General features: G+C 51.2%; 20 protein-coding genes. 13 read left to right on the top strand and 7 right to left on the bottom strand.

What is annotated here, in order from left to right:
• The first annotated feature begins 354 nt into the window (after window positions 1-354).
• From ffh to AC5JO6_RS26280, 5 genes are all read left to right on the top strand, one after another.
• Window positions 355-1,821, top strand: a complete 1,467-nt coding sequence (gene ffh, locus AC5JO6_RS26300) for a signal recognition particle protein (protein ID WP_496084004.1) — start codon at window positions 355-357, stop codon at window positions 1,819-1,821.
• A 306-nt stretch (window positions 1,822-2,127) separates the two neighbouring features.
• The gene (locus AC5JO6_RS26295; protein WP_496084003.1) at window positions 2,128-3,207 is read left to right on the top strand and encodes an AI-2E family transporter; all 1,080 of its coding nucleotides are present in this window, start codon (window positions 2,128-2,130) and stop codon (window positions 3,205-3,207) included.
• Between the two features lie 205 nt (window positions 3,208-3,412).
• Window positions 3,413-3,784: a lipopolysaccharide assembly protein LapA domain-containing protein gene (locus tag AC5JO6_RS26290; protein WP_496084002.1), complete on the top strand. Its 372-nt coding sequence runs from the start codon at window positions 3,413-3,415 to the stop codon at window positions 3,782-3,784.
• 209 nt (window positions 3,785-3,993) lie between these two features.
• A complete protein-coding gene (locus AC5JO6_RS26285; RefSeq protein WP_496084001.1) occupies window positions 3,994-4,836 on the top strand; it encodes a segregation/condensation protein A in 843 nt (280 codons plus the stop codon).
• 280 nt (window positions 4,837-5,116) lie between these two features.
• The gene (locus tag AC5JO6_RS26280) at window positions 5,117-6,295 is read left to right on the top strand and encodes a nucleotidyltransferase family protein (protein ID WP_496084000.1); all 1,179 of its coding nucleotides are present in this window, start codon (window positions 5,117-5,119) and stop codon (window positions 6,293-6,295) included.
• Window positions 6,296-6,488: 193 nt separating this feature from the next.
• Here AC5JO6_RS26280 and mtnA read toward each other — a convergent pair whose 3' ends face one another.
• Window positions 6,489-7,574: an S-methyl-5-thioribose-1-phosphate isomerase gene (gene mtnA, locus AC5JO6_RS26275; protein WP_496083999.1), complete on the bottom strand. Its 1,086-nt coding sequence runs from the start codon at window positions 7,572-7,574 to the stop codon at window positions 6,489-6,491.
• Between the two features lie 453 nt (window positions 7,575-8,027).
• On the opposite strand from mtnA, the gene AC5JO6_RS26270 reads away from it, so the two are divergent.
• From AC5JO6_RS26270 to topA, 3 genes are all read left to right on the top strand, one after another.
• On the top strand, window positions 8,028-8,684 hold the full coding sequence (locus AC5JO6_RS26270) for a sigma-70 family RNA polymerase sigma factor (RefSeq protein WP_496083998.1): 657 nt from the start codon (window positions 8,028-8,030) through the stop codon (window positions 8,682-8,684).
• 87 nt (window positions 8,685-8,771) lie between these two features.
• Window positions 8,772-9,161, top strand: coding sequence for a nuclear transport factor 2 family protein (locus tag AC5JO6_RS26265; RefSeq protein WP_496083997.1), 390 nt, complete (start codon window positions 8,772-8,774; stop codon window positions 9,159-9,161).
• A 790-nt stretch (window positions 9,162-9,951) separates the two neighbouring features.
• Complete coding sequence (topA, locus tag AC5JO6_RS26260) at window positions 9,952-12,138, top strand: type I DNA topoisomerase (RefSeq protein ID WP_496083996.1); 2,187 nt, start codon at window positions 9,952-9,954, stop codon at window positions 12,136-12,138.
• A gap of 52 nt (window positions 12,139-12,190) precedes the next feature.
• Here topA and AC5JO6_RS26255 read toward each other — a convergent pair whose 3' ends face one another.
• Window positions 12,191-13,228 carry an aromatic ring-hydroxylating dioxygenase subunit alpha gene (locus AC5JO6_RS26255; protein ID WP_496083995.1) on the bottom strand — a complete coding sequence of 346 codons (1,038 nt, stop codon included), beginning with the start codon at window positions 13,226-13,228 and terminating at the stop codon, window positions 12,191-12,193.
• 445 nt (window positions 13,229-13,673) lie between these two features.
• Between AC5JO6_RS26255 and AC5JO6_RS26250 the strand changes: the two genes are divergently transcribed.
• A complete protein-coding gene (locus AC5JO6_RS26250) occupies window positions 13,674-13,868 on the top strand; it encodes a hypothetical protein (protein ID WP_496083994.1) in 195 nt (64 codons plus the stop codon).
• A gap of 128 nt (window positions 13,869-13,996) precedes the next feature.
• Here AC5JO6_RS26250 and AC5JO6_RS26245 read toward each other — a convergent pair whose 3' ends face one another.
• Window positions 13,997-15,388: a malic enzyme-like NAD(P)-binding protein gene (locus AC5JO6_RS26245; RefSeq protein ID WP_496083993.1), complete on the bottom strand. Its 1,392-nt coding sequence runs from the start codon at window positions 15,386-15,388 to the stop codon at window positions 13,997-13,999.
• Between the two features lie 171 nt (window positions 15,389-15,559).
• Here AC5JO6_RS26245 and AC5JO6_RS26240 point away from each other — a divergent pair, with 171 nt between their 5' ends.
• Window positions 15,560-16,027 carry an SRPBCC domain-containing protein gene (locus tag AC5JO6_RS26240; protein ID WP_496083992.1) on the top strand — a complete coding sequence of 156 codons (468 nt, stop codon included), beginning with the start codon at window positions 15,560-15,562 and terminating at the stop codon, window positions 16,025-16,027.
• An 82-nt stretch (window positions 16,028-16,109) separates the two neighbouring features.
• Here the strand turns inward: AC5JO6_RS26240 and AC5JO6_RS26235 are convergent, their stop codons facing one another.
• Window positions 16,110-16,991: a toll/interleukin-1 receptor domain-containing protein gene (locus tag AC5JO6_RS26235; RefSeq protein WP_496083991.1), complete on the bottom strand. Its 882-nt coding sequence runs from the start codon at window positions 16,989-16,991 to the stop codon at window positions 16,110-16,112.
• A 402-nt stretch (window positions 16,992-17,393) separates the two neighbouring features.
• Between AC5JO6_RS26235 and AC5JO6_RS26230 the strand changes: the two genes are divergently transcribed.
• Window positions 17,394-18,179, top strand: coding sequence for an LmeA family phospholipid-binding protein (locus tag AC5JO6_RS26230; protein ID WP_496083990.1), 786 nt, complete (start codon window positions 17,394-17,396; stop codon window positions 18,177-18,179).
• Between the two features lie 72 nt (window positions 18,180-18,251).
• On the opposite strand, the gene AC5JO6_RS26225 is transcribed toward AC5JO6_RS26230, so the two are convergent.
• From AC5JO6_RS26225 to folD, 3 genes are all read right to left on the bottom strand, one after another.
• Window positions 18,252-18,707, bottom strand: a complete 456-nt coding sequence (locus AC5JO6_RS26225) for a divergent PAP2 family protein (RefSeq protein ID WP_496083989.1) — start codon at window positions 18,705-18,707, stop codon at window positions 18,252-18,254.
• 98 nt (window positions 18,708-18,805) lie between these two features.
• Window positions 18,806-19,714: a geranylgeranyl diphosphate synthase CrtE gene (crtE, locus tag AC5JO6_RS26220; RefSeq protein ID WP_496083988.1), complete on the bottom strand. Its 909-nt coding sequence runs from the start codon at window positions 19,712-19,714 to the stop codon at window positions 18,806-18,808.
• 255 nt (window positions 19,715-19,969) lie between these two features.
• Window positions 19,970-20,836, bottom strand: a complete 867-nt coding sequence (gene folD / locus AC5JO6_RS26215; protein ID WP_496083987.1) for a bifunctional methylenetetrahydrofolate dehydrogenase/methenyltetrahydrofolate cyclohydrolase FolD — start codon at window positions 20,834-20,836, stop codon at window positions 19,970-19,972.
• A 136-nt stretch (window positions 20,837-20,972) separates the two neighbouring features.
• Between folD and AC5JO6_RS26210 the strand changes: the two genes are divergently transcribed.
• Both AC5JO6_RS26210 and AC5JO6_RS26205 read left to right on the top strand, forming a co-directional pair.
• Window positions 20,973-21,419: a hypothetical protein gene (locus AC5JO6_RS26210; RefSeq protein ID WP_496083986.1), complete on the top strand. Its 447-nt coding sequence runs from the start codon at window positions 20,973-20,975 to the stop codon at window positions 21,417-21,419.
• A 65-nt stretch (window positions 21,420-21,484) separates the two neighbouring features.
• Entirely contained in the window at window positions 21,485-21,934 is a 450-nt protein-coding gene (locus AC5JO6_RS26205) for an NUDIX hydrolase (RefSeq protein ID WP_496083985.1), read from the top strand.
• The last annotated feature ends 199 nt before the right edge of the window (window positions 21,935-22,133 follow it).

Genomic DNA, 22,133 nt, shown 5'->3' with positions numbered 1-22,133 from the left:
TGCCTCAAATTGATGAACACTTGCAAGGTGAGTAACACTTCAGGTCGCTAGACGCTAGTGTGCCCCAATAACCATTTTCTTTTTGTCATACGGTTATTCATGGCGGTTATTCATGGCGATCGCTTAACACTGCCAGAACAATTCTTCTTCCAGGCTACTGCAAGGTTTTTCTAAGTACTTGCTTAACGGGTAACAACACGCTTCTCCTCCTTTATTTCAGCCTTTTTAGAGATTCACCGGATCAAGCGAACCGAAAGCGCTAATCTGGATAAAGAGCAGGCAGCATTTTGCTGTCGGGCACGCTCTCGTGCAACGATGCCACGATTGTGGACAATTAATTAGCTGGCAAAATCCATGTTTGAAGCACTTTCCGATCGCCTGGAGTCTACCTGGAAAAAGCTGCGCGGTCAGGACAAGATCTCTGAAACGAACATCAAAGACGCAGTGCGTGAAGTGCGACGGGCGCTGCTCGAAGCGGATGTGAACCTCCAGGTTGTCAAAGACTTTGTGGCAGCGGTCGAAACCAAGGCACAGGGTGCAGCGGTGATTGCCGGAGTGCGCCCCGACCAGCAGTTTATCGAAATCGTCCACAACGAACTCATAGCGGTGATGGGCGGCGATCATGCGCCTCTGGCAAGGGCGGATACTGCCCCGACGGTCATTTTGATGGCGGGTTTGCAGGGCACGGGTAAAACCACTGCGACCGCGAAACTGGCACTGCATTTACGCAAAGAAAACCGCTCTACGCTGCTTGTGGCAACGGATGTATACCGCCCAGCGGCGATCGACCAGCTCATCACCCTCGGTCGGCAAATTGATGTACCCGTCTTTGAATTGGGCAACGATGCGAACCCCGTTGAAATTGCTCGTCAGGGGGTCGAAAAGGCAAAAGCAGACGGCATCAATACCGTCATTATCGACACTGCCGGACGCTTGCAAATTGACGAAAGCATGATGGCAGAACTGGCGCAGATTAAGAACACTGTGCAGCCCCACGAAGTCTTGCTGGTCGTCGATGCCATGACGGGGCAAGAAGCCGCCAACCTTACCCAGACCTTTCACGACCAGATTGGCATTACGGGTGCCATTTTGACCAAGATGGACGGTGATACACGGGGTGGTGCAGCGCTTTCAGTCCGGCAAATCTCCGGTCAGCCCATCAAATTTATTGGTGTGGGCGAAAAAGTGGAGGCATTGCAGCCCTTTTATCCCGATCGCATGGCATCGCGCATTCTGGGTATGGGTGATGTCCTCACCCTCGTCGAGAAGGCGCAAGAAGAAGTAGACCTGGCAGATGCCGAAAAAATGCAGGAGAAAATTCTCTCTGCCAAGTTCGACTTCACCGATTTTCTCAAGCAAACCCGGATGCTCAAAAATATGGGTTCGCTGGGCGGGATCATGAAAATGCTCCCTGGAATGGGCAAGATCAGTGATGAACAGCTCCAGCAGGGCGAAAAGCAACTCAAACGTGCCGAAGCGATGATCGGCTCTATGACCGTTCAGGAACGCAAGAATCCTGAACTGCTGTCGGGTTCACCGAGCCGTCGTCGTCGTGTGGCGCGGGGTGCTGGCTATGGCGAAAGCGATGTGAGCAAGCTGGTGAGTGATTTCCAAAAAATGCGATCGCTCATGCAGCAAATGGGGCAAGGACGCTTCCCCGGTATGGGCGGGATGCCCGGTATGGGTGGAATGCCAGGAATGCCCGGTATGGGCGCTGCTCCCAGCGGTAACCGTTCACCTCAACCGGGCTGGCGCGGTTATGCGACAGGAAGTAACAAGAAGAAAAAGGACAAGAAGAAAAAAGGCTTTGGAAATCTGTAGCAACGCAAAGTGACACACTCATGCTCTGTTTTGCCCTCTCTACAGGCTGTACGGCAGTTGTAATCATCAGTCATGGTTGTATTCTAGTAGTGCCACCTGTAACCCCTAAGTACAAGCGATCGCGTGACTTCTATCCCGCAAGCACTGCGTTAAGCAACCCATTGACAACACGGGTGTAAGCCTCTGTCGTGAGGCACTAGCGGTTTACCAGATGAAAGACTGTCTCTTGCTAGATCTAGAATGAGTCGCTTTATGGCAAGTTGGGTTGTACACTTCTGCTAGAAAACCTTTGCGATAGGTTTTGCGATGCACCGTTCAGCCAAACTCCAGCGTTTATTCATTTTCGGTTTGAGCGGTCCGATCGTGGCGTTAAACGTCTGGCTGCTGACTCAGGTTTTTCGTTACTTTGAGCATCTGATTACGCTGTTAGCGATCGCGGCGATTCTGGCATTCTTGCTAAATTATTCGGTGCAGTTCTTTGAACGTGCCCGGATGACCAGACCACAGGCAGTCATCATTGTTCTACTGGTAACCTTCACGCTGCTGCTGCTGGCGGGGTTGACACTCGTACCGCTCCTCATCCAGCAAACGACTCAGTTACTCGAGCGTATTCCTGCATCATTAGAAGCCAGCCGTGATAATCTGCAAGCGTTCGATAGTTGGGCAAAGGCACGCAATCTGCCTCTCGATTTGCAGGGGATCACCGGGCGTATTAATGGTCAAATTGAAAGTCAGCTTCAAACCCTGGCGGCACAGGCGCTGAGTGTGGCGTTAGGCACGGTTAGCGGGTTAATTGACGGGATTTTGGTACTAGTGCTGGCGTTTTACATGCTGCTGTATGGCGATCGCCTCTGGAACGGACTGATTCATCTTTTACCACCACGCATCGGTCTTCCATTAAGCCTTTCATTGCGGTTAAATTTTCAAAACTTTTTTATCAGTCAACTGCTGTTAGCCATCTTCATGACAGCCGTGCTGATTCCAATCTTTTTGGTGCTCAAAGTACCGTTTGCGCTCTTATTTGCTCTCTTGATCGGCGTTGCCGAATTGATCCCGTTTATCGGGGCAACTCTGGGCATTGGACTAGTGACGCTGCTGATTGTGCTGCAAGATCCAGGCTTAGCCTTCTGGGTCGGCGTTTCTGCCACCGTCATGCAGCAAATTCGCGATAATGTCCTCGCACCGCGTATGATGGGCAGCTTTACCGGGCTTAATCCGATCGTCATCTTCATTGCGCTTTTGGTCGGGCTGCAAGTGGCTGGTTTTCTGGGTGTCATTGTTGCCGTGCCGATCGCAGGTACAATCAAAGGCACTTTAGATGCTATGTATAGCAAGCAAGCTCAGGTTGTAACGACCAATATTAGTGCAAAAACCCCGCCGCTTTAGGAACGAGAACAGAGGTAACGATCCAACTCGGAAGGCTAAAAACAATCGATCGACATCACCGATTTGCCGTCTTGTCTGCTACAAATTTGATCAGCCTGTCTGAGAGTGAACGGCTGAGAACAGCTATGGTTCAGCTAGAGTTTAGACCGAGGCTTTTCCCAAGCTCTGGGCAGAGGCAATCTATCGCAAGTGTAGGAATTTAAGTATGCGACAAATCAACTTTGTCATCATCTTCGTGATTTGTTTGGCTCTTGTGCTGTTTGGCATCGAAAACACCGACCCAGCCGTGATTCGGATTGCTCAAGGCATCGAACTACAAGCGCCGCTGGCAGTGGAACTCATCATGGCGATGGGTGTTGGGGCAGTTCTGGCATGGGTTTTTAGCGTTTGGGCACAGCTTCAGCGAGCGATCGACTCCCGAAAGGATCTGCGGGTCAGAGATGTTCGTATTCAGGAGCTAGAGGAAAATGTCGAGCGCTACAAAGCGGAAATTGAAGAACAGCAACGACTGCTTCCGGCTGCCAAACCTCATCAAGATACCACGCAAGAGGCTGAGACAGGCGCTTACGCTCAGTAAGAGGCTGTTAGCATCTAGTAGGGGTGAACAGCTTTTCGCCCCTGATTTCTCTCACCCTTTTCCCTCTGAGTTAGCATACAAGAAATGACGGCTGCTGACCTGATTACACCGCTTAACTACTGGAGTCTTTGGGTGCCGTTACTGCTGCTGGTTTTGATTGTGATTGCAGCAGTCTGGTTTGCCCGCATTTCTCTTCGGTAGGTTCATTCATGCCCCTTTCTCTTGCACAGGACGCGATCGCCTTTCTTATTGACCTGGCAGAACGGGGCGAGATTGATCCGTGGGATGTCAAAGTCATTGAGGTTATCGATCGCTTTTTGAGTACATTGGCACCGTTGAGTAGTGGCAGCGAACCGTATGAAGCCACGCTATCCCAATCAGGGCAAGCGTTTTTGTATGCATCGATGTTGGTGCTGCTGAAAGCCGATAGTTTATCTCAACCAGAACCAGCGGCTGCGATCGATGGCGATGAAGAAATAGCGCTCGATCCAGACGGGGGGAATGGCTCTTCGTTACCCGCTAACCTGGAGCGCCAGATTCGTCGTCGTGCGGTTGCCCAACCACCCCAACGGCGACGAGTCACCCTTAAAGAACTGATCGACCAGTTGCGAACGATCGCCACCGCTTTAGATGATCCGACTCCACGAGCACGGGCGCGTCGTCCCCGGCAGCAGTCTCGCAGTCAGGCAGTCCGCGCGATCGCTCAGCTTGCCCACCAGGAAAATTTGTCTGAGATGGCAGTGGCGCTTGAACAATTTTTCATCGACCACTGGCAAACCTTTGCAAAGCAAGAAAACTGGATTGATTTTGACTTGCTGTTAGAGCTGTGGTCACAGGCAAGCGATTATAAAATAGGCATTCCTCACGATCCGCATGATGGCAATGCGACCCACGATCGAGTCGGTGTTTTTTGGGCGCTACTGCTGCTATCGGCACAATCCAAGGTAGAACTGGCACAAGAGGAGTTTTACCAGGATCTCAAAGTGCAACTCCTTTCAGAGCAGGGGCTAGCCGAACTGACGGACTGGGCAGCACGTGCTTCACCCGATTAAGTTTGTTAACATTGCGGTTAACACAAGCTTGATGTTACGAAAAACGCGCGATCGCCCTTGAAGAACGGCATCCGTGCGTTTGCAACAAAACTTAACTGTAGATGTGATGAAGCATGAGCCTTGTTTCACTAGGGCTTTACGAAGAGTAACCTGGTTTACTTTGACTCAGCCTGAAAATCACCTAGCATCAGCATAGAGCCGCCATGGCGGGCAGTGCCTTTAGGCGTTAAACATAGTCAGCCAATATTCAGTGGCGAAGGTTTGGGGAGATGAACGATCTATGAAAGCCATGATCCTGGCAGCCGGTAAGGGCACACGTGTGCGTCCGATCACGTATACGATTCCAAAGCCCATGATCCCGATTCTGCAAAAACCCGTGATGGAGTTTTTGCTTGAGCTGCTGCGGCAGCACGGGTTCAACGAAATTATGGTCAACGTGAGCCATCTAGCGAGCGAAATTGAAAGCTATTTTCGTGATGGTCAGCATTTTGGCGTGCAAATTGCTTACTCGTTTGAAGGGCGCATTGTTGACGGCGAACTCGTCGGCGAGGCGATCGGCTCGGCGGGTGGAATGCGACGGATTCAAGACTTTTCCCCCTTTTTCGACGATACATTTGTTGTCCTTTGTGGTGACGCGCTGATTGACCTGGATCTGACGGCGGCTGTCAAGTGGCATCGCGCCAAGGGTTCGATCGCCACGATCGTCATGAAAACAGTGCCTCAAGAAGAAGTGCCTAGCTATGGTGTTGTGGTTACCGATGATGAGGGTCGCATTCAAGCCTTTCAGGAAAAGCCGACCGTTGAGGAAGCACTCAGTAACTGCATTAACACTGGAATCTATATTTTTGAGCCAGAAATTTTTGACTACATTCCCGCTGGCGAAGAGTACGACATTGGTAGTCAGCTTTTCCCGAAGCTAGTGGAAAAAGGAGCGCCATTCTACGGTGTGCCGATGGATTTTGAATGGGTCGATATCGGCAAAACTCCCGACTATTGGCGAGCCATCCGGAGTGTCTTAAACGGCGAAGTTAAAAATGTCGAGATTCCCGGTCGGCAAGTGGCACCGGGGATTTATACAGGGCTAAACGTGTCGGTCAATTGGGATAAAGTGGATATTCAGGGTCCTGTTTACATTGGTGGCATGACCCACATTGAAGATGGAGCAACCATTATTGGACCGACCATGATTGGTCCTAACTGCTGGATTTGCAGCGGAGCAACCGTAGACAATAGCGTCATTTTTGAGTACGCCCGTCTCGGTCCTGGTGTGCGACTGGTCGATAAGCTGGTCTTTGGTCGCTATTGCGTTGACAAGACGGGAGCCACGATCGACGTACAGGCAGCGTCCCTCGACTGGCTGATTACAGATGCCCGTCAGGCTTTACCATCGCATCCCCCGGCAGAACGGCAGGCGATCGCAGAACTTCTCAATGCCGACATTAGAAGCATCGGTGTTTAGTACCTGACATTAAGATCTGGCGCGGCTAAATTGCTGCATGAATGCCTACATTCACCCTCACCCTAGCCCTTTCCCCAAAGGAGAGGGAACAGGGCTTCTAGCGCCCTTCTTCTTGGGGAGAAGGGTCGGGAATGAGGGAAATTTATCCTTGCATTCAGCAACCCTATATGTAGAGTCCTACAAGGCGTGCAACTTACACGGCTTGCTTTGAAGCGAGACGATCTTTTAGCTCAGCAGGCACGATCGCGCCGTACTCCGTAATGATGGCGCTGATCAAGGCGGCTGGAGTGACATCAAACGCAGGGTTGTAGAACTCTGCACCAGTGGGACACAGAATCGTCTCGCCAATCGTGTGAACCTCGCTCGGATTGCGTTCTTCAATGGGAATTTGAGAGCCGTCTGCGAGCGCAAAGTCGATCGTCGATAGCGGAGCTGCGACAAAAAAGGGAATGTTGTGCGCTTTGGCGATCAGCGCCACGCTGTAGGTACCAATTTTGTTAGCGGCATCACCATTTGCTGCAATGCGATCGGCTCCAACCACAACGGCATCAATCATCCTTCGTTGCATACAGTGTGCTGCCATGTTATCTGTAATCACCGTCACGGGGATACCTTCCTGTACACACTCCCAGGCAGTCAACTTCGCACCCTGCAAGCGTGGACGCGTTTCATCGGCATAAACCCGTTCTAAGCGACCATCGCGCCACGCTGAACGAACCACACCTAAAGCGGTGCCATACCCCGCTGTTGCCAGTGCTCCGGCATTGCAGTGAGTGAGAAGACGCAATTTTTCAGGACTGGTGGGTAATGCCTGTAACCCGTAATCGCCAATTTGATGGCAAGTTTGCACATCATCCGCATTAATAGTCTTCGCGGTTTCTAGCAAGGTTTGCTTCAGGTGCTCAATCGGTCCTAGCGTTTGCTGAGCCGTTTTAACCATGCGATCGATCGCCCAAAACAAGTTCACAGCAGTAGGGCGAGTTTCCCGTAGCCGCTGAGCGATCGGTTCTAACTGCGCCAAAAACTCACTGCGATCGGTTGTTTGAATCTCCCGCGCACCGAGATACATACCATAAGCAGCAGCAACGCCAATCGCGGGAGCACCGCGCACAATCATCGTTTCGATCGCCCGCGCCATGTCTTCGTAGCGGTTAATTTCAACGACCGCGTATTCATTGGGTAAGCGGGTTTGGTCAATCAACAAAACATGTCCACGCAGCGTCTCTGCGGGAGCCTGATCATTCCAGATCACGGGATAAACCTGATTGTTAGAAAGCATAAGGCGTAAGACGATCACGAGTGCAACTAAAACCACTCTGCCACAAGGTGTTCAAACAGAGACATAGCAGTGCTAAATCATTTGCGTAATTTGGCGGTCAGCGGTCAGCGGTCAGTGGTCAGCGGTCAGCGGTCAGCGGTCAGTAGTCAGCAATCAGCAATCAGCTTTTCTAGCTTGATGACTGAATGACTGGCACTGATGACTATTACTCCTCATAGTTCATGGCTGACCGCTGATCGCTAATGGCTGACCGCTCAGCCCAGAATGCTTCTCGCTTTGCAGAGACCGATCGTGCACAGCAAGCAACAAAAATTGACAGTTAGACAACTGGCACTTACAAGAGGGGTGCAGAACCCTACAACTTCTAACCTGAGAGTAATGCGCGACCCAGAAGAGCCATTAATTTCTGGTGAAGAGCAGCAAAACCAATGCGTCTTTGGGTGAGGTTTGTGAATGGACTCTTATCTGCCTGTATCCTGGTCAACAGTTACGACAATGCTTACACAGGTGTCGGTGTCAGTAAAAGATCTGCCAAACTACGACCTGGTTCTACGCTGTCAGACGGGTCATCGTCCCGACAAAACAGCATTCGCTGAACTGTTGAGGCGCTACCAGTCTCACGTTGAAAAGGTGCTTTATCATCTCGCGCCCGATTGGCAAGATCGGGCAGATTTGGTTCAGGAAGTTTGGATTCGAGTGTATCGCAATATTCGACGGCTCAATGAACCAGCTAAGTTTCAGGGCTGGTTGAGCCGCATTGCCACTAATCTGTTCTATGACGAACTGCGGAAACGCAAACGCACAGCGCCACCGTTGTCATTGGATGCACCGCTTACCTTCAGTGATGGCGAGATGGATTGGGAAATTGCTGCCGATACGCCAGCACCCGATGAAGCGCTGAGTCGGCAAGAGTTTTATGATCAGCTCAAGCTAGCGATCGCCGATTTGCCCGAAGTCTTCCGCACGACGATCGTTCTCCGCGAAATCGAAGGCATGAGCTACGAAGAAATCGCGGCACTGACCAACGCATCTCTAGGAACAGTGAAGTCTCGGATTGCCCGCGCCCGCCAGCGCTTGCAGCTTCAGCTACAGCCCTACTTGGATGAGTAGCCACCCGCGAGTGAGAGGCGATCGCGATCGTCGCAGCGAATTACGATCTAGACTGAGACTGTTGTGTGCAAGCGTAAAAGATAGCCTATGCCGCCAGAAACCATCCAAGCTGTTGTCGCTGACTACTTTGCTAACCTTCAAGCAATGAACTTAGAGGGATGGGTAAAGAACTTTACCAAGGATGCAACGGTGCATGACCCAGTTGGTAAACCACCAAATAATGCCCTTGAGACTGCGCCAAAATTTTTTGGCTTACTCTCGATGGCGTTTGAAAAGCTCCAGCTATCCCAGGATCAAATCTTTGTGGCAGGGAGCGGAGCAGCGGTTAAATGGACAATGCGAGGCTGGGGGAGGAACGGCAAGCAAGGGATGACTGAGGGCATCAGCGTGTTTGAAATTCACGAATCTGGCAAAATTCAACAGGTTTCCTCCTACTGGGATGAAGCTGCAATGATGGCTCAGATCAGAAGGTCTTGATCGCTTTGTAAACGACTCCACTTCACCATTTCTCCCAACAGCCGCACCCTTCAGCAACCTGCTGGAGCTTTTTTTATGCACTGTTGAATTTATGCACTGTTGAACGATTAACTTGCTAGGGCGCGTCATCAATTAGCTCCAAAACCTTGCGGTATCAGCATAATCGCGCCCGCCCCAACACACCAGGCTAGGGGCTGGAACTCTTGCTGCGAGTCATGTGTAGTTGTCATTGATGACAGCCCCTAGCAATACCATTTCACTAAACTGTGGCTACACGGGCAAGCTTCGGCTGGCGGTCAGCGGTCAGCAGCAGAAACGAATCTGTAGGGCGATTTTATAGAATTGGTATAAGACAGCTTGCCTATAAGCAAGCATTGCGACGTAAAGCGCTACCTTGCTCCAAACGTTTAGCAACGCTAGAGAGCTAAAAGATCCTGAGCAACCCGATGAACTGCCGTAACAGAAGGTATAGCTTTCGTAGGATCACTGTGTATGTCTCTCCTAGCATCTTCAATCATGCAAGCATTTCCAGCACACGTCACGCAAGACGACCACACGCTTGAAGAGCGGGGCAGTGGTCGCTAAGAGGTCGGACAGTTCACTCAAGTCCTTTTTTGCAACTTTCGACACACAATCTCTCTCGTTCTGAGCGTTATCTTGATAGCCTTGACATCTTAACTAAGACGCTTAACACCTTACTTGCCCCTACTGTTTACCCGTGGGGGCTTTTTTGTAGTGCGATCTGCATAGATCACCTGTACTATAAAGTGAACACTTTAAGTGTACACCGATGGTAAAGTTGCTGTTGATTGAGAGTCCGGGCAAGTCCAAGAAGCTGAGCCAGATTTTGGGGTCTGGTTGGCAGGTCAAAGCCAGCATGGGTCATGTGCGCGAACTGGCGAACGATGGTGACGATGCGCTGGGCTTTGACTTGCTCGATAGCCGCGTAGAGTGTCGCTATGAACCCAGGGAAGCCAGAGGACAGAAGGTATTAGCGGAGTTGCGTCAGGCAGTGAAGCAAGCAGAGGCTGTCTATATTGCCACCGACCCCGATCGCGAAGGAGAGACCATTGGCTGGCACCTTCAGCAGGCACTGAAGCTAAAAAACCCGCACCGGGTCGTCTATAGCGAAATTACACCACAAGCTGTCAAAGCTGCGATCGCCCATCCCCGTGCTCTCGATCAGTCGCTGGTTGCCGCCGGACGAGCACGCGATTGTCTCGATAAGTTGGTGGGTTACAAGGGCAGTAAGCATGTGGTCTGGCGACTCAACATCGGCGCGAAATCAATGGGACGGGTACAAAGTGCCACTCTGCATCTGTTGTGTACGAGAGAAAAGGACATTCAGGCATTCAAACCCCAGGACTACTGGAGCGTTTGGGTGGAATATCAAGAAGGGTTTAAGGCGTTCTATCGCGCCAAATTGAAGGCGAAAGCGGCTTCCAGACCAGACGCAGAAGTCGCTGATGATGCGACAGACGGTAAGGAAAGCCAGGAGTCCGATAAAGTAAGCAGTCAAGCAGATGCCGATCGGCTGGTAGCGATCGCCCGTTCGACTCCGCATCAAGTGGTCACGATCGATGGCAAAATAACGCAGCAAGCCGCTCCGCCACCTTTTATTACTTCTTCCTTGCAGCAGGCAGCCGGTACTAAACTTCGCTTCAGCCCTGATAAAACCATGAAAGTGGCACAGTCGCTCTACGAAGCGGGACATATCACCTATATGCGAACGGATTCAGTGACCTTAGCTGCGCCGTTTTGTGCGGCTGTGCGACAGTACCTGGAGCAGCATGATCCAACGAATGTGCCCAAGCAAACGGCGCGACACCGAGCCGTTAAAGGCGCACAGGATGCCCATGAAGCGATTCGCCCGACGGATATCGATCGCGTGCCAGCGCAACTGCAAGCTCAGGTCAGCGGTGATGATGCCAAACTGTATGAGCTGATCTGGAATCGGGCGATCGCCTCTCAGTGCTGTCCTGCCCGGTTACGCAAAACGCAAATTGTCACGCGCTCTGGAACGATCGATTGGGAAGCGCGCGGGCAGGTCGTGGAATTTCCCGGCTACACTCGCTACTGGAACAACTTGAGTGCAGATACGCAACTGCCAGCGTTGCAGCAGGGACAGCCACTCATCCTGAAGCAGGCAGCAGCGGACAAAAAGCAAACTCAACCGCCGCCACGCTACACCGAACCGAAGCTCGTTCAGTTGATGGAACGCAAAGGCATTGGGCGACCGAGCACCTATGCGCCGACCATCAAAACGCTCAAGGAGCGGGAGTATGTGCAGGTAGAAAAAAGTAAACTTCAGCCAACTGCCCTCGGCATGGCGCTAGACAACGCACTAGAAACACTGCTGCCGGACTTGCTTCAGCCAGAATTTACAGCTCAAATGGAACTGGCATTAGACACCATTGCCCAGGGCAAGCAAGACTGGCAGAGATATTTAACCGATTGGCACCGCACCTATTTCGCGCCAGCGCTAGAGAAAGCCAGTCAACTTCTGCTGACTCAGGGGACGCGATCGGCACAGACATCGACAAGGACAAACAGCCATAAAGCTACAGGCACAGCGTCTCAGGTAGCAGTGACAAAAACACCCTGTCCGAAGTGTGGGGTAGCGATGAGCAAAGTGTCGTCCAAATCCAAGAAGCTGAAGGCGGATCATTTTCTCAAGTGTGGCGCGGCAAGCTGTGGCACGGTGATGTTCTGGAATGCGAAAGGGAAGCAGTACGAGTTACCCTATGCCCAGCGCATTCCCGATCCAGCGGCGTTTACAGATGTGCCCTGCCCAGTTTGTGGAGCGTTACTGGAGCGCTATACCTACACGAAAGACGGCAAGGCAAAGACCATGTTGCGCTGTTCGCTGATGGAGAATCGGCGGGGGAAATGTAAAGAGGTCGCGTTTTTTGAAGGACACGATGGCTTTTGGTCGCCAAAGTTTGGGACATTGACGCTGGAGAGTTTGGTGAAGTAAGCGAGTCTCTACAGCGATCGCCACAACGCCTCACACGATCGCTCCAACCGCCTTACGCCGTATAGGTTCTGCCCAAACCGAGGGCGGCTAAGCCTTTACGATAGGCGATCGAGGTGCGGTCAGCGCCAATGTGCGATTCAGCAGCCAGTTCCAACGGCAAGTCTTCGGGATACTGTGCTTCGACGACTTCCTTATCTTCGGCAAACACCTGGTAATTGAACTCATACACAGGCTCCAGCGGCGCGTCTTTGTCAAAATTGCGGCACAACGGCACAAACACGCGCGTCTTGCGAGCCGATACTGGAGAGGCAGCATTGAGAATGCACAGTCGCCCCTCGCCGGGAAAATGCACCGTCAATCGTGCCGTGAATGGAAAAAAGACTTCAAAAATGCGGAGCCACTGGAAATCAGCCGGGGCAAGATCCTGCATCGCTTTAGGAAAATTGCTGACCGTACTGAGGTACTCAGCACGAATCCCATTAGGCGTTTTTTCGACCTCGTAGCGCGGCACCACCGGGTTGTTGAAGTCGCCAAAGGTGTTGGTATGCACCCAGGCAAAGTGAGCCACGTCGAGAAAGCCTTCCATCTGTCTGCCTGCGGCGGCGTTGAGGTCAACCGCATCGGGAAGAATCTGCTGGTAGTCGGGGTCGTTCCATTCATGCAGATCAGGCAGGGGGTACTGTTCACCGCCCCCTAACGATGTCCAAACCAAACCATATGCCTCTTTTACAGGGTAAGTCTTGAGGCAAAGCTTGATGGGAATGCTGGTGCCGGGATTGGCAGGGACTTCAACACAGCGACCGTCTGCCGAGTAATGAAAGCCGTGATACTTACAAACAAGCTGATCACCGCTGACCCAACCCATACTCAGCGGAATACCCCGATGCAAACAGATGTCGTTTGCCACAGAAATACCCGCAGACGTGCGCCAAATGACCAGTCGCTGATCCAGAAGAGTGGCTGAGAGCGGTTGCTCTTTGACATCATGGCTAAAGGCGATCGGATACCAGAAGGGTGCCAACGCATCCCAGTCAAACTCGGTAAACGTGCATCCTCTAGGATAAACCGTTCGGCTAACTGTATTGACCATATGAACCACCACTCCTTTAGAATCACCCAGCAACGGGCGCGCCAGGGTATGCAGTACACATACTACTCATGGCAGTGAGATGCATTGCAGTCATTCTTGCTACTAAATGAACGATTGCGATCGAACTGTCATGCTGTCGTTCGTTTTAGAGAGCCATTCTATTTAAGCTGTGAACATTGTTTGGATGAGTGATCAGCTTTTAGCTTAAGTTAAGCTGACCACTGACCGCTGACCGAACCGCTAATGGCTGACCGCTAATCCTCTTAGCTGACCGCTAATGGCTGACCGCTGACCGCTAATGGCTGACCGCTAACCGCTAATGGCTAACCGCTGACCGTTGCCATCGACCACCAAAAATTCTCCGGCTGCTCTTGAACATTTTTCTACGTCATAGGGAACGCTAGAAAAAGCATGGAATTATGAAACCAGGGTGCCGCTTATGGTGATGACAGCAACATTAACGCGTAGGTCACTTGAAGATGTCGTTGGGCAAATCTTGCTATCTGGTGAAATTACGTCTCATAGTCGGTATCAATTGATGCAGACAATTTTGGCAGAGGGGTTGAGCGAAAGCGAATGTATTCTGCTCGATCGATTACTTTATGGTGTTCGCAAAGGGCTACTGCTACTGGTGGATTAGCACTACGGGCTGTCATCGATGACAATCAGAGTCCCTGATAATGGCAAGTCTACAGCCCCTAGCCTTTTTTGGGGCGGGCGCGGTCAGGCTGATGCCGCAAGCTTTTGAGCTTTAGTTGATGACGCGCCCTAAGCGCGGGCAACACCATCCTGGCGAGCCGCGCTTTGAACGGCAGCCGAAACAGCCGTTGCGACACGCTCATCAAAGACAGATGGAATGATAAACTCGTGGTTCAGATCGGATGGTTTGACCAACGAGGCGATCGCCTGTGCCGCTTCCAGATACATATTGATCGTGAAGGTGGACGCGCGACAGTCTAACGCACCCCGAAACACACCTGGAAACGCCAGGACATTGTTGATCTGGTTGGGATAGTCGCTACGTCCAGTTGCCATCACTGCCACATCTTGCATCACCAGTTCTGGCTGAATTTCGGGAATGGGGTTTGCCATCGCAAAAACGATCGGGTTGTTTGCCATCGATCGCACCATTGCTGGTGTGACAACGCCGGGAGCGCTGACCCCCAGAAAAATATCGCTGTCTTGCATAGCGTCTGCCAGTTTGCCGCCTTTTGCGATGGCAAATTGCTGCTTTTGCTCGTTTAGATCAGCGCGATCGAGCGACAGAATACCCCTGGAGTCACACATCACAATATGCTCTGCGCCTGCCTTGCGAAGGAGACGCGCGATCGCCACACCCGCCGCACCAGCACCGTTAATAACAATCCGTACGTCTGCCATCGACTTTTTGACTAGCTTCAAGGCATTGATGAGTGCTGCCAGCGTCACAATCGCCGTACCGTGCTGATCGTCGTGAAAGACGGGAATGTTCAGTTCGCGCTGAAGGCGGGCTTCGATCTCAAAGCAGCGAGGAGCCGCAATATCTTCTAAATTAATGCCGCCAAAGACAGGGGCAATGTTTTTTACCGTTTCAACGATCGCATCCGTGTCTTGTGTTGCCAAACAGATCGGAAACGCATCCAGTCCGCCAAACTCTTTAAACAGCATGGCTTTTCCTTCCATGACTGGGAGAGCCGCTTCAGGTCCCAAATTGCCCAAACCCAGCACAGCGCTGCCATCGGTGACGATCGCCACCGTATTTTGCTTGATCGTCAGTTGGTACGCCTGCTCTGGATCGTTGGCGATCGCAGTACAAATGCGCCCCACGCCTGGCGTGTATGCCATTGCCAGATCTGCCTGTCCCCGTAGTGGAATGCGGCTCTGTACAGTAATTTTGCCGCCTCGATGCAAGTCAAAGGTGCGATCGTAGACGTTCAGCACCTTAATATCTGGCAAGGCTTTGACTGCTGTCACGATCGTCTCGGCATGTTCTGTACTGGCAGCGTCGATCGTAATATCCCGCAGCGACAACTGGCGGGTTTGCTCAATCAAATCAATCTGACCCATGTTGCCGCCTAAACTGGACACCGCTTTTGTCACTGATGCCAACATGCCCGGTCGATTTGGCACCTGAAAGCGGATGGTGAGACTAAAACTGGAGTTGGGAGTAAGTTCAGTCATGGGCGTTTGGATGTGCAGTTGTAGATTGTCGCTTCGAGATTAACTTAAATTAGCGTTAAGTCGAAAATTAAGACCTGTAAACGCGCTTCTAGCTTAAAGGAATGTCTGACCCGCAATTGTACCAAGTCACACCAACTGCTTTGATGGAGTCATCATGCACTGTTCCTCTCTATGCCCAGTCTTTATGCCGAAATTGAAATCAACGCCTCACGTCGGCGGGTGTGGCAAGCACTATTGCATAAGGAGCAATGGTTGTATTGGAACACTTACCTTTACGATTGCGATCCGGAACAAGCCTTTGAGCAGGGGCAAGCAATCTCCCTCTCGCTACGGCGCAACCCGGGTGATGAAGAAACCGAATTTCAGCCGATCGTGACACTGCTGCAACCAGAGGTGTGCTTGAAGTGGGTATCGTCGATTCCTGGCTTTGTGAATGAGCATGTCTTCCAGCTTCAAGAAACCGGACGCGATCGCACCAAGTACATTCACCAGGAGAATTTTTCAGGACTACTCACGCGTGTCTTTTTTCCCTTTATTCGCCAGGATGAACAACAAGGCATCCGCCGCATGGCACGAGAGCTAAAACGTTACGCAGAATCGCCGTCTAGCGCGTTGTCCGATTCATTTAGCAAGTGGTGAAGGCAATTTTGAGTTGAATGTTTCCCACTCCCTACTCCCCACTCCTTACTCCCTACTCCCTACTCCCTACTCCCCCTCAGCCTCAACCCGATCGCCGCCCAATCGCCACCCGAATGCCCTGAGCAATGTTGAGAAAGGCTTCATCACGATCGTCCCATTTGGTGACCGGTTTCGCGTCTTTAGGTAGTGCCTGCAATTTGCCGAAGGGTGCACTTGTCCAGTCGCAGGGCTTGAGAATAATTGGAATCACCTGAGCTTGTCCGGCTGCGTGGCGCTTCATGGCTTGTCCTAGCTCAAGCTCGTAGCAGTAGTCAGAGGCGAGGAAGCTGGCACTGACCAGCAGCAAAATGATGCTGGCTGAGTTGAGGTGAGCATCGATCGTGCCTGCGAAATCACTCCCGGCGGTAATTTCGCGATCGTGCCACGCAGCAATAAGCCGTTGCCGCTTCAACATGCTCAGGTGAATTGCCAATTCATCCCGTAGCTCTTCATCCCGATGGGAGTAGGAGAAAAAGATTTCGATCGGTGCTGCTGCAATCGACGAGGACTGTATAGGGTTGGTAGCACTGAGCACTTGTCCTGAACCAGCCTGCACGGGTGTACCAACGAGAAACATCTGGATTGTTTGGAGTGCAGCGGCAAGTTCTTCATGGCTTCTAGATTTAACCGTAATTTTTCTGCCATCTGTCTCAATCGTGATTTCGAGTGTTGAATCGCCTACAACAGAATCCAAGGCACCTACTACAGCAGGTACATGGGCAGGTGCCATCTGTGCGGTCAGCAGCCCCGATAAAAAGGCACCAAAGCTTTTGGTTCCAGTTAGTATGTTCGTTTCTAACACACGATTGACTTGTTCGATTTCGTCAAATTCGCGCAGTTGACGCAGCAAAGTTTGGGTTTTAGCCTCCAATTCTTCGCTGTCCAGCTCTGGATCGACTAAGTTAAAGGTGATGTGTACAGTCAAAGCTGATTCCTGCAAAAGACTGAACGACTGATCGATTCGAGCTTTAGCATGGAGGCAGTGGCTACAAAAGCAGTGTCTACTATGGCTATGCAGCTCTACTATACATTAACCTCTGCCGAATAAATGGTTCAAGCGAAAGACGACGCAACGGCAAGAACCAGAAGCTCGAAAACAAAATTTACAAATTTGAGATAAAATTTACAAGCGGAGCATGGGGATGATTTCAACTGTCCGTCTTTCAATTAATCTCCTGATTTAGGATAAACCTTATATCACGGCGTTTGGCGGCTACTGATTTATTTCTCTTATAGTCAACGTGGCAAGATCTGACCTCACAACAATTGCCGAGTTCTTCACAATTTGTTACAACTTAGTGAGACAACCCTCGGGACGAAAGACCGCATGATTGGTGGCTTCACTGCACCCCCTACTGGTACCGACTTTGGTGAGCGTATGCTCAACAAGGTCATCAGCCAATCGCTCCGTCATCTGTTCTCCCAGAGTGAGTCAGTGGACGTTTCCATTCGCTGTTCTCCCTCTAGCAAGCTGTTACAGGGGAGCGTCGATAGTTTTAAGATGAGCGGTAGCCGTCTGGTCATCCGCAAAGACTTTTTTGTCGAAACGATGTCGTTTGAAACCGATGCCGTTTCGATCGACTTTGGCTCTGTTTTGAGTGGTAAGGTTCGCTTGAGGCAGCCAACGCAGGCGATCGCTCAGGTCGTCCTTACCGAAGAAGGCATCAATCAAGCGTTTACGGCTGAGCTAGTTGAAAAGCGCCTTCAGAATATCGATACCCCTGAACTCACCAACCTGTCAGGGGGAGAGCCTGTTTCGTTTACAGATATCAACCTTCAGCTATTGCCCAACAGCCAGATCAAAATCTTTGCGAAGGCAGAGCTTCCTAACGGTTCAATCCCGATTAGCCTGCTGGCGACCTTAGCAGTTGAGCGCCGTCGCCGGATTTCATTTCAGAATCCACAATTCAATGAGGATGTGGTGCAAGAAGAACTCAGGGGCGTTTCAAGAGTTTTGACGATGGCGTTTGCAGAAATCCTGGACAACATGGTTGATCTCGATCGCTTTGATCTGGACGGCGTAACGATGCGGATCAATCGCCTGGAGACTCAAGGGAAACAGCTTATTTTCAGTGGTTATGCTCAAGTCGAACATTTCCCTGGCAGCCAGTAGAGAGTCAAAGGGCAGAGTTTCAGCAGGGACGTTACACGTAAGGTCCCCACTTCTTTTTTAGTAAGCAAGTCTTTAGTAAGCAAGCTCAGCCAGCCAGGAAATTGAGATTCCCAAAATGGAGCCTGCGATGACTTGAACGGGCGTGTGTCCAAGCAATTCTTTGAGACGGTCTTCGTTGAAGTGTTGATCTTCCTGAAAAAATTCGTCAATGATTTGGTTCAAAATTCGAGCTTGTTTGCCAGCAGCTTGACGTACTCCAGCAGCGTCATACATCACAATCACGGCAAAAATAATTGCGATCGCAAACTGCGAACTTGCCCAACCTGCGGTTTGACCAACGCCTGTAGCAAGCGCGGCTACCAGCGCTGAATGAGCACTGGGCATACCGCCTGTTTCAACCAATACCCGTAGATTGACTTTATGGTGCCGACCAAACTCAATGACCAGTTTCATTGCCTGAGCCAGTAAACAAGCTACAAGCGCAACCAGCAGTACCTGGTTATGGATAATGTCGCCAACGTCCTGCATGTGTTTTGCGTTGAGAAGGAGAGTAAAGGATGAAGTCCAAGGTCTAAAGGCTAAAGACACGTTTTTATCCTTAAGCCTTTATCCTTAAGCCTTTCAATCTAGTGTGTGCGAGCGGTGATGAAGTCAGCGATCGCAATCAGCGGCTTAGCACGATCGCCAAAATCAGCCAGTTCGGCTTTAGCTTTTTGTATCAGTGACTGTGCTTGACGTTTAGATTCCTCTAAGCCCCAAACGCTAGGATAGGTTGCCTTCTGTGCACGCAAATCTTTTCCAGCCGTTTTGCCTAGCTCCTCCTGCGTAGCGGTGATATCCAAAACATCATCCACAATTTGAAACGCCAGCCCGATATGTTGGGCGTAGCGAGAGAGTCGCTGCAAATCGAGGTCAGGAACTCCCGCCAGAATGCTGCCCGATGTCACTGAAGCTTCTAGTAAGGCGGCTGTTTTGTGATTGTGGATGAAGTTGAGGGTTTCCAGACAAACGGCGGTGTTGCCTTCTGATTCTAGATCAACGACCTGCCCACCCACGAGACCCGCTGCACCGACTGCTCGACCCAAAATCGCAACAATCCTCAGGAGGCGATCGGTCGGTACATTTTTGGTCTCCATTGCCACGTGCTCAAACGCGTAAGCAAGCAAGCCATCGCCTGCCAAGATGGCGATATCCTCACCAAAAACCTTGTGGTTGGTCAGCTTACCACGGCGGTAATCATCGTTATCCATGGCAGGTAGATCGTCGTGGATCAGTGACATGGTATGGATCATTTCCAGCGCACAGGCAGTTGGCATTGCCATCTCGATCGTGCCACCAATGAGTTCACAGGTTGCTAAGCAGAGAATCGGACGCAGCCGCTTGCCGCCCGCCAGCAGTGAGTAGCGCATGGCATCATAAATTTTCTCTGGATAGATCACTGGGAGGGCACGATCGAGCGCCGTTTCTACGAGAGCCTGTCGTTCTTGTAGATAGGCTGCCAGATCAAAATGGAGTTCCTTCTGAGATGTATACATTCTGCCTGATAAAACCATTTCTCTATCTCCCTCCCCGTTCTCACTTCAGTTACATCACAACCGCACTGACCGATCGCTGTCTCTCAATCATTCTTTATCCCTCAATCATTCTACGGAGGTTTCTGCACTCATGAAACATTGAGATAGTGGACAACCAGGACTTTACACTTTAGGGAGTAGCGATCAGCGGTCAGCGGTCAGCGGTGCAGACGCTGCTAGAAGTGACAGATGCTGCTGGCTACTAACCGCTGGCTGCTATCGTTCGCGGTAGCTCAGCACCGTATTTTGCAACAGCATGGCAACGGTCATGGGACCGATACCGCCTGGAACAGGCGTAATGAGCTTTGCTACAGGTTGGACAGACACAAAATCGACATCCCCAACCAAACGAGACTTACCGCTGTCATCGGTCACCCGGTTCATGCCAACATCAATCACGATCGCCCCTGGTTTGACCATCGCAGCCGTAATCAGCTCTGGGCGACCAACTGCCACCACGAGAAGGTCAGCCGTGCGAGCGATCGCGCCGAGATCAGGGGTGCGTGAATGCGCGATCGTAACCGTTGCATCCGCTTCCAGCAGCATCAACGCCTGCGGTTTGCCAACTAGAATGCTACGCCCAATCACGACTGCTTGTTGCCCCTTTGGGTTTACCTCATATGCCTCTAGCAGCCGCATGACTCCCGCAGGCGTGCAGCTTCGCAGACCAGGTTCACCTCGTACCAAACGCCCCAAGTTAACGGGATGTAACCCATCAGCATCCTTGTCAGGATCAATTTGATTGAGTAGGGCGATCGCATCCAGATGGTCTGGCAAAGGCAACTGCACGAGAATACCATCCACGCGATCGTCCTGATTGAGTGCTGCGATCGCTTGCTCTAATTCAGCTTGCGTTGCCGTTGCCGGAAAGTGCTGCCCAAAGGACGCAATGCCCACGTTGGCACAGGCACGCTCTTTGTTGCGGACGTAGGCAGCACTGGCAGGATTATCCCCGACCATCAACACTGCCAGTCCAGGCGGTCGTCCCTTTAAAGTTTGCAAAACTTGAACCTGCTGCGTCAGCTCGGTTTGAATGGAGTTTGCCAGGGCTTTGCCATCAAGCAATTGAGCAGTAGAAGACATGCGTGGAAAAGAAGGCAGCGATCGCTGCGACACAAGTGGTCAAACACTAAAGTCTGTGTTAACACAGCGTTAGGCTGTTCACCAGTTTCGCAGATCCAGCGTCCCTTTTCGTTAATCTCCAAAGGGTAGAAGTGCGATGTGGTTACCAAAAGCTCACATTCAAGGGTTTGCAACTCTCTTAGCTCTTAGTCTTGCAGGCTGTGCTCCCTCCGTCTGGTCAAAGCCAGGTGGCGGCATTCAGCCCATTGATTTTGCGACCGACACGAGTACCATTGCCACATTCACACAGGCACCGAAGGTGAACGCGATCGTCCAAATCAAAGGTCGGGTTAGCCATCGCGCCCCGCTCCTCGGTAAAGTCGGCTATGAACTTCAAGATCCGACCGGAAGCATCTGGGTGATCACAACTGATCCAAGCCCAAACATCGGGGATGAGGTGGTGTTGAAAGGCAAACTGCTTTATCGCAGCATTCTGCTTAATGGTAAAGAACAGGGATCGCTCTACATCGAACAACAGCAGGAGCTTCAACGGACACCTGCACTCAAAAGCGAATACGGAGAAAGGCTGACGGCTGAAAGCTAAAAGCTCAAAGCTCAAGGCTCAAGAGATTGATGGCAAGAGTGTTCCACAGAGTTGAGGCGATGGAAATGAATCAGGATCAACGTCATCAGGTTGCGATCGCGATCCTTCACCAAAACAGCAAATTTTTGCTCCAGCTACGCGATGACATTCCTGGTATTCTCTACCCTGGGCACTGGGCGCTTTTTGGTGGGCATATTGAACCAGGCGAAAGCCCCGATGATGCCATTCAACGAGAGCTGTTAGAAGAAATTGGCTACGTGCCCGCAACGCTGACTCAGTTCGACTTCTATGAAGATACGCAAGTCGTTCGCTATGTCTATCAGGGAGGACTGGAGGTTGATCTGAGTCAACTGGTCTTAAACGAAGGGTGGGATATGGCATTGGCAACATCCGAAGAGATTAGTCGGGGCGATCGTTACTCACAGCAGGCAAACCAGGTGCGTCCGTTAGGCAAACCCCACCAACGCATCTTGCTAGACTTCATTAAGCGCAGCGACAAGCAGATTCATTCATAATGCAAGTGTCTTTGGCGCAGAGAAGGACTGAAGCCCCACTATAGATGTCGAAAGATGTCGAAAAAGTTAGCGATGTCGAAAAGGTTAGCAACGTAGAGGCGCTGAGTATAAATATGGGCACTCTCAAAAGATAGAGACGTAGCAAGCCTTGACCGTATTGGTTTTTAGCGTGCCATAGATAGTGACTAAAGTGATCGAT

Source organism: Tildeniella sp. (assembly GCF_059505325.1).
This window is presented reverse-complemented; position numbering and strand designations above follow the sequence as displayed.

What these genes read in the sequence shown, in the direction of transcription:
- AC5JO6_RS26295 (WP_496084003.1), top strand. Translation starts at nt 2,128, where the DNA reads ATGCACCGTTCAGCCAAACTCCAGCGTTTATTCATTTTCGGTTTGAGC.
- AC5JO6_RS26280 (WP_496084000.1), top strand. Translation starts at nt 5,117, where the DNA reads ATGAAAGCCATGATCCTGGCAGCCGGTAAGGGCACACGTGTGCGTCCG.
- ffh (WP_496084004.1), top strand. Translation starts at nt 355, where the DNA reads ATGTTTGAAGCACTTTCCGATCGCCTGGAGTCTACCTGGAAAAAGCTG.
- mtnA (WP_496083999.1), bottom strand. Translation starts at nt 7,574, where the DNA reads ATGCTTTCTAACAATCAGGTTTATCCCGTGATCTGGAATGATCAGGCT.
- AC5JO6_RS26270 (WP_496083998.1), top strand. Translation starts at nt 8,028, where the DNA reads ATGGACTCTTATCTGCCTGTATCCTGGTCAACAGTTACGACAATGCTT.
- AC5JO6_RS26290 (WP_496084002.1), top strand. Translation starts at nt 3,413, where the DNA reads ATGCGACAAATCAACTTTGTCATCATCTTCGTGATTTGTTTGGCTCTT.
- AC5JO6_RS26265 (WP_496083997.1), top strand. Translation starts at nt 8,772, where the DNA reads ATGCCGCCAGAAACCATCCAAGCTGTTGTCGCTGACTACTTTGCTAAC.
- topA (WP_496083996.1), top strand. Translation starts at nt 9,952, where the DNA reads ATGGTAAAGTTGCTGTTGATTGAGAGTCCGGGCAAGTCCAAGAAGCTG.
- AC5JO6_RS26250 (WP_496083994.1), top strand. Translation starts at nt 13,674, where the DNA reads ATGACAGCAACATTAACGCGTAGGTCACTTGAAGATGTCGTTGGGCAA.
- folD (WP_496083987.1), bottom strand. Translation starts at nt 20,836, where the DNA reads ATGTCTTCTACTGCTCAATTGCTTGATGGCAAAGCCCTGGCAAACTCC.
- crtE (WP_496083988.1), bottom strand. Translation starts at nt 19,714, where the DNA reads ATGTATACATCTCAGAAGGAACTCCATTTTGATCTGGCAGCCTATCTA.
- AC5JO6_RS26240 (WP_496083992.1), top strand. Translation starts at nt 15,560, where the DNA reads ATGCCCAGTCTTTATGCCGAAATTGAAATCAACGCCTCACGTCGGCGG.
- AC5JO6_RS26230 (WP_496083990.1), top strand. Translation starts at nt 17,394, where the DNA reads ATGATTGGTGGCTTCACTGCACCCCCTACTGGTACCGACTTTGGTGAG.
- AC5JO6_RS26285 (WP_496084001.1), top strand. Translation starts at nt 3,994, where the DNA reads ATGCCCCTTTCTCTTGCACAGGACGCGATCGCCTTTCTTATTGACCTG.
- AC5JO6_RS26225 (WP_496083989.1), bottom strand. Translation starts at nt 18,707, where the DNA reads ATGCAGGACGTTGGCGACATTATCCATAACCAGGTACTGCTGGTTGCG.
- AC5JO6_RS26255 (WP_496083995.1), bottom strand. Translation starts at nt 13,228, where the DNA reads ATGGTCAATACAGTTAGCCGAACGGTTTATCCTAGAGGATGCACGTTT.
- AC5JO6_RS26210 (WP_496083986.1), top strand. Translation starts at nt 20,973, where the DNA reads ATGTGGTTACCAAAAGCTCACATTCAAGGGTTTGCAACTCTCTTAGCT.
- AC5JO6_RS26245 (WP_496083993.1), bottom strand. Translation starts at nt 15,388, where the DNA reads ATGACTGAACTTACTCCCAACTCCAGTTTTAGTCTCACCATCCGCTTT.
- AC5JO6_RS26205 (WP_496083985.1), top strand. Translation starts at nt 21,485, where the DNA reads ATGAATCAGGATCAACGTCATCAGGTTGCGATCGCGATCCTTCACCAA.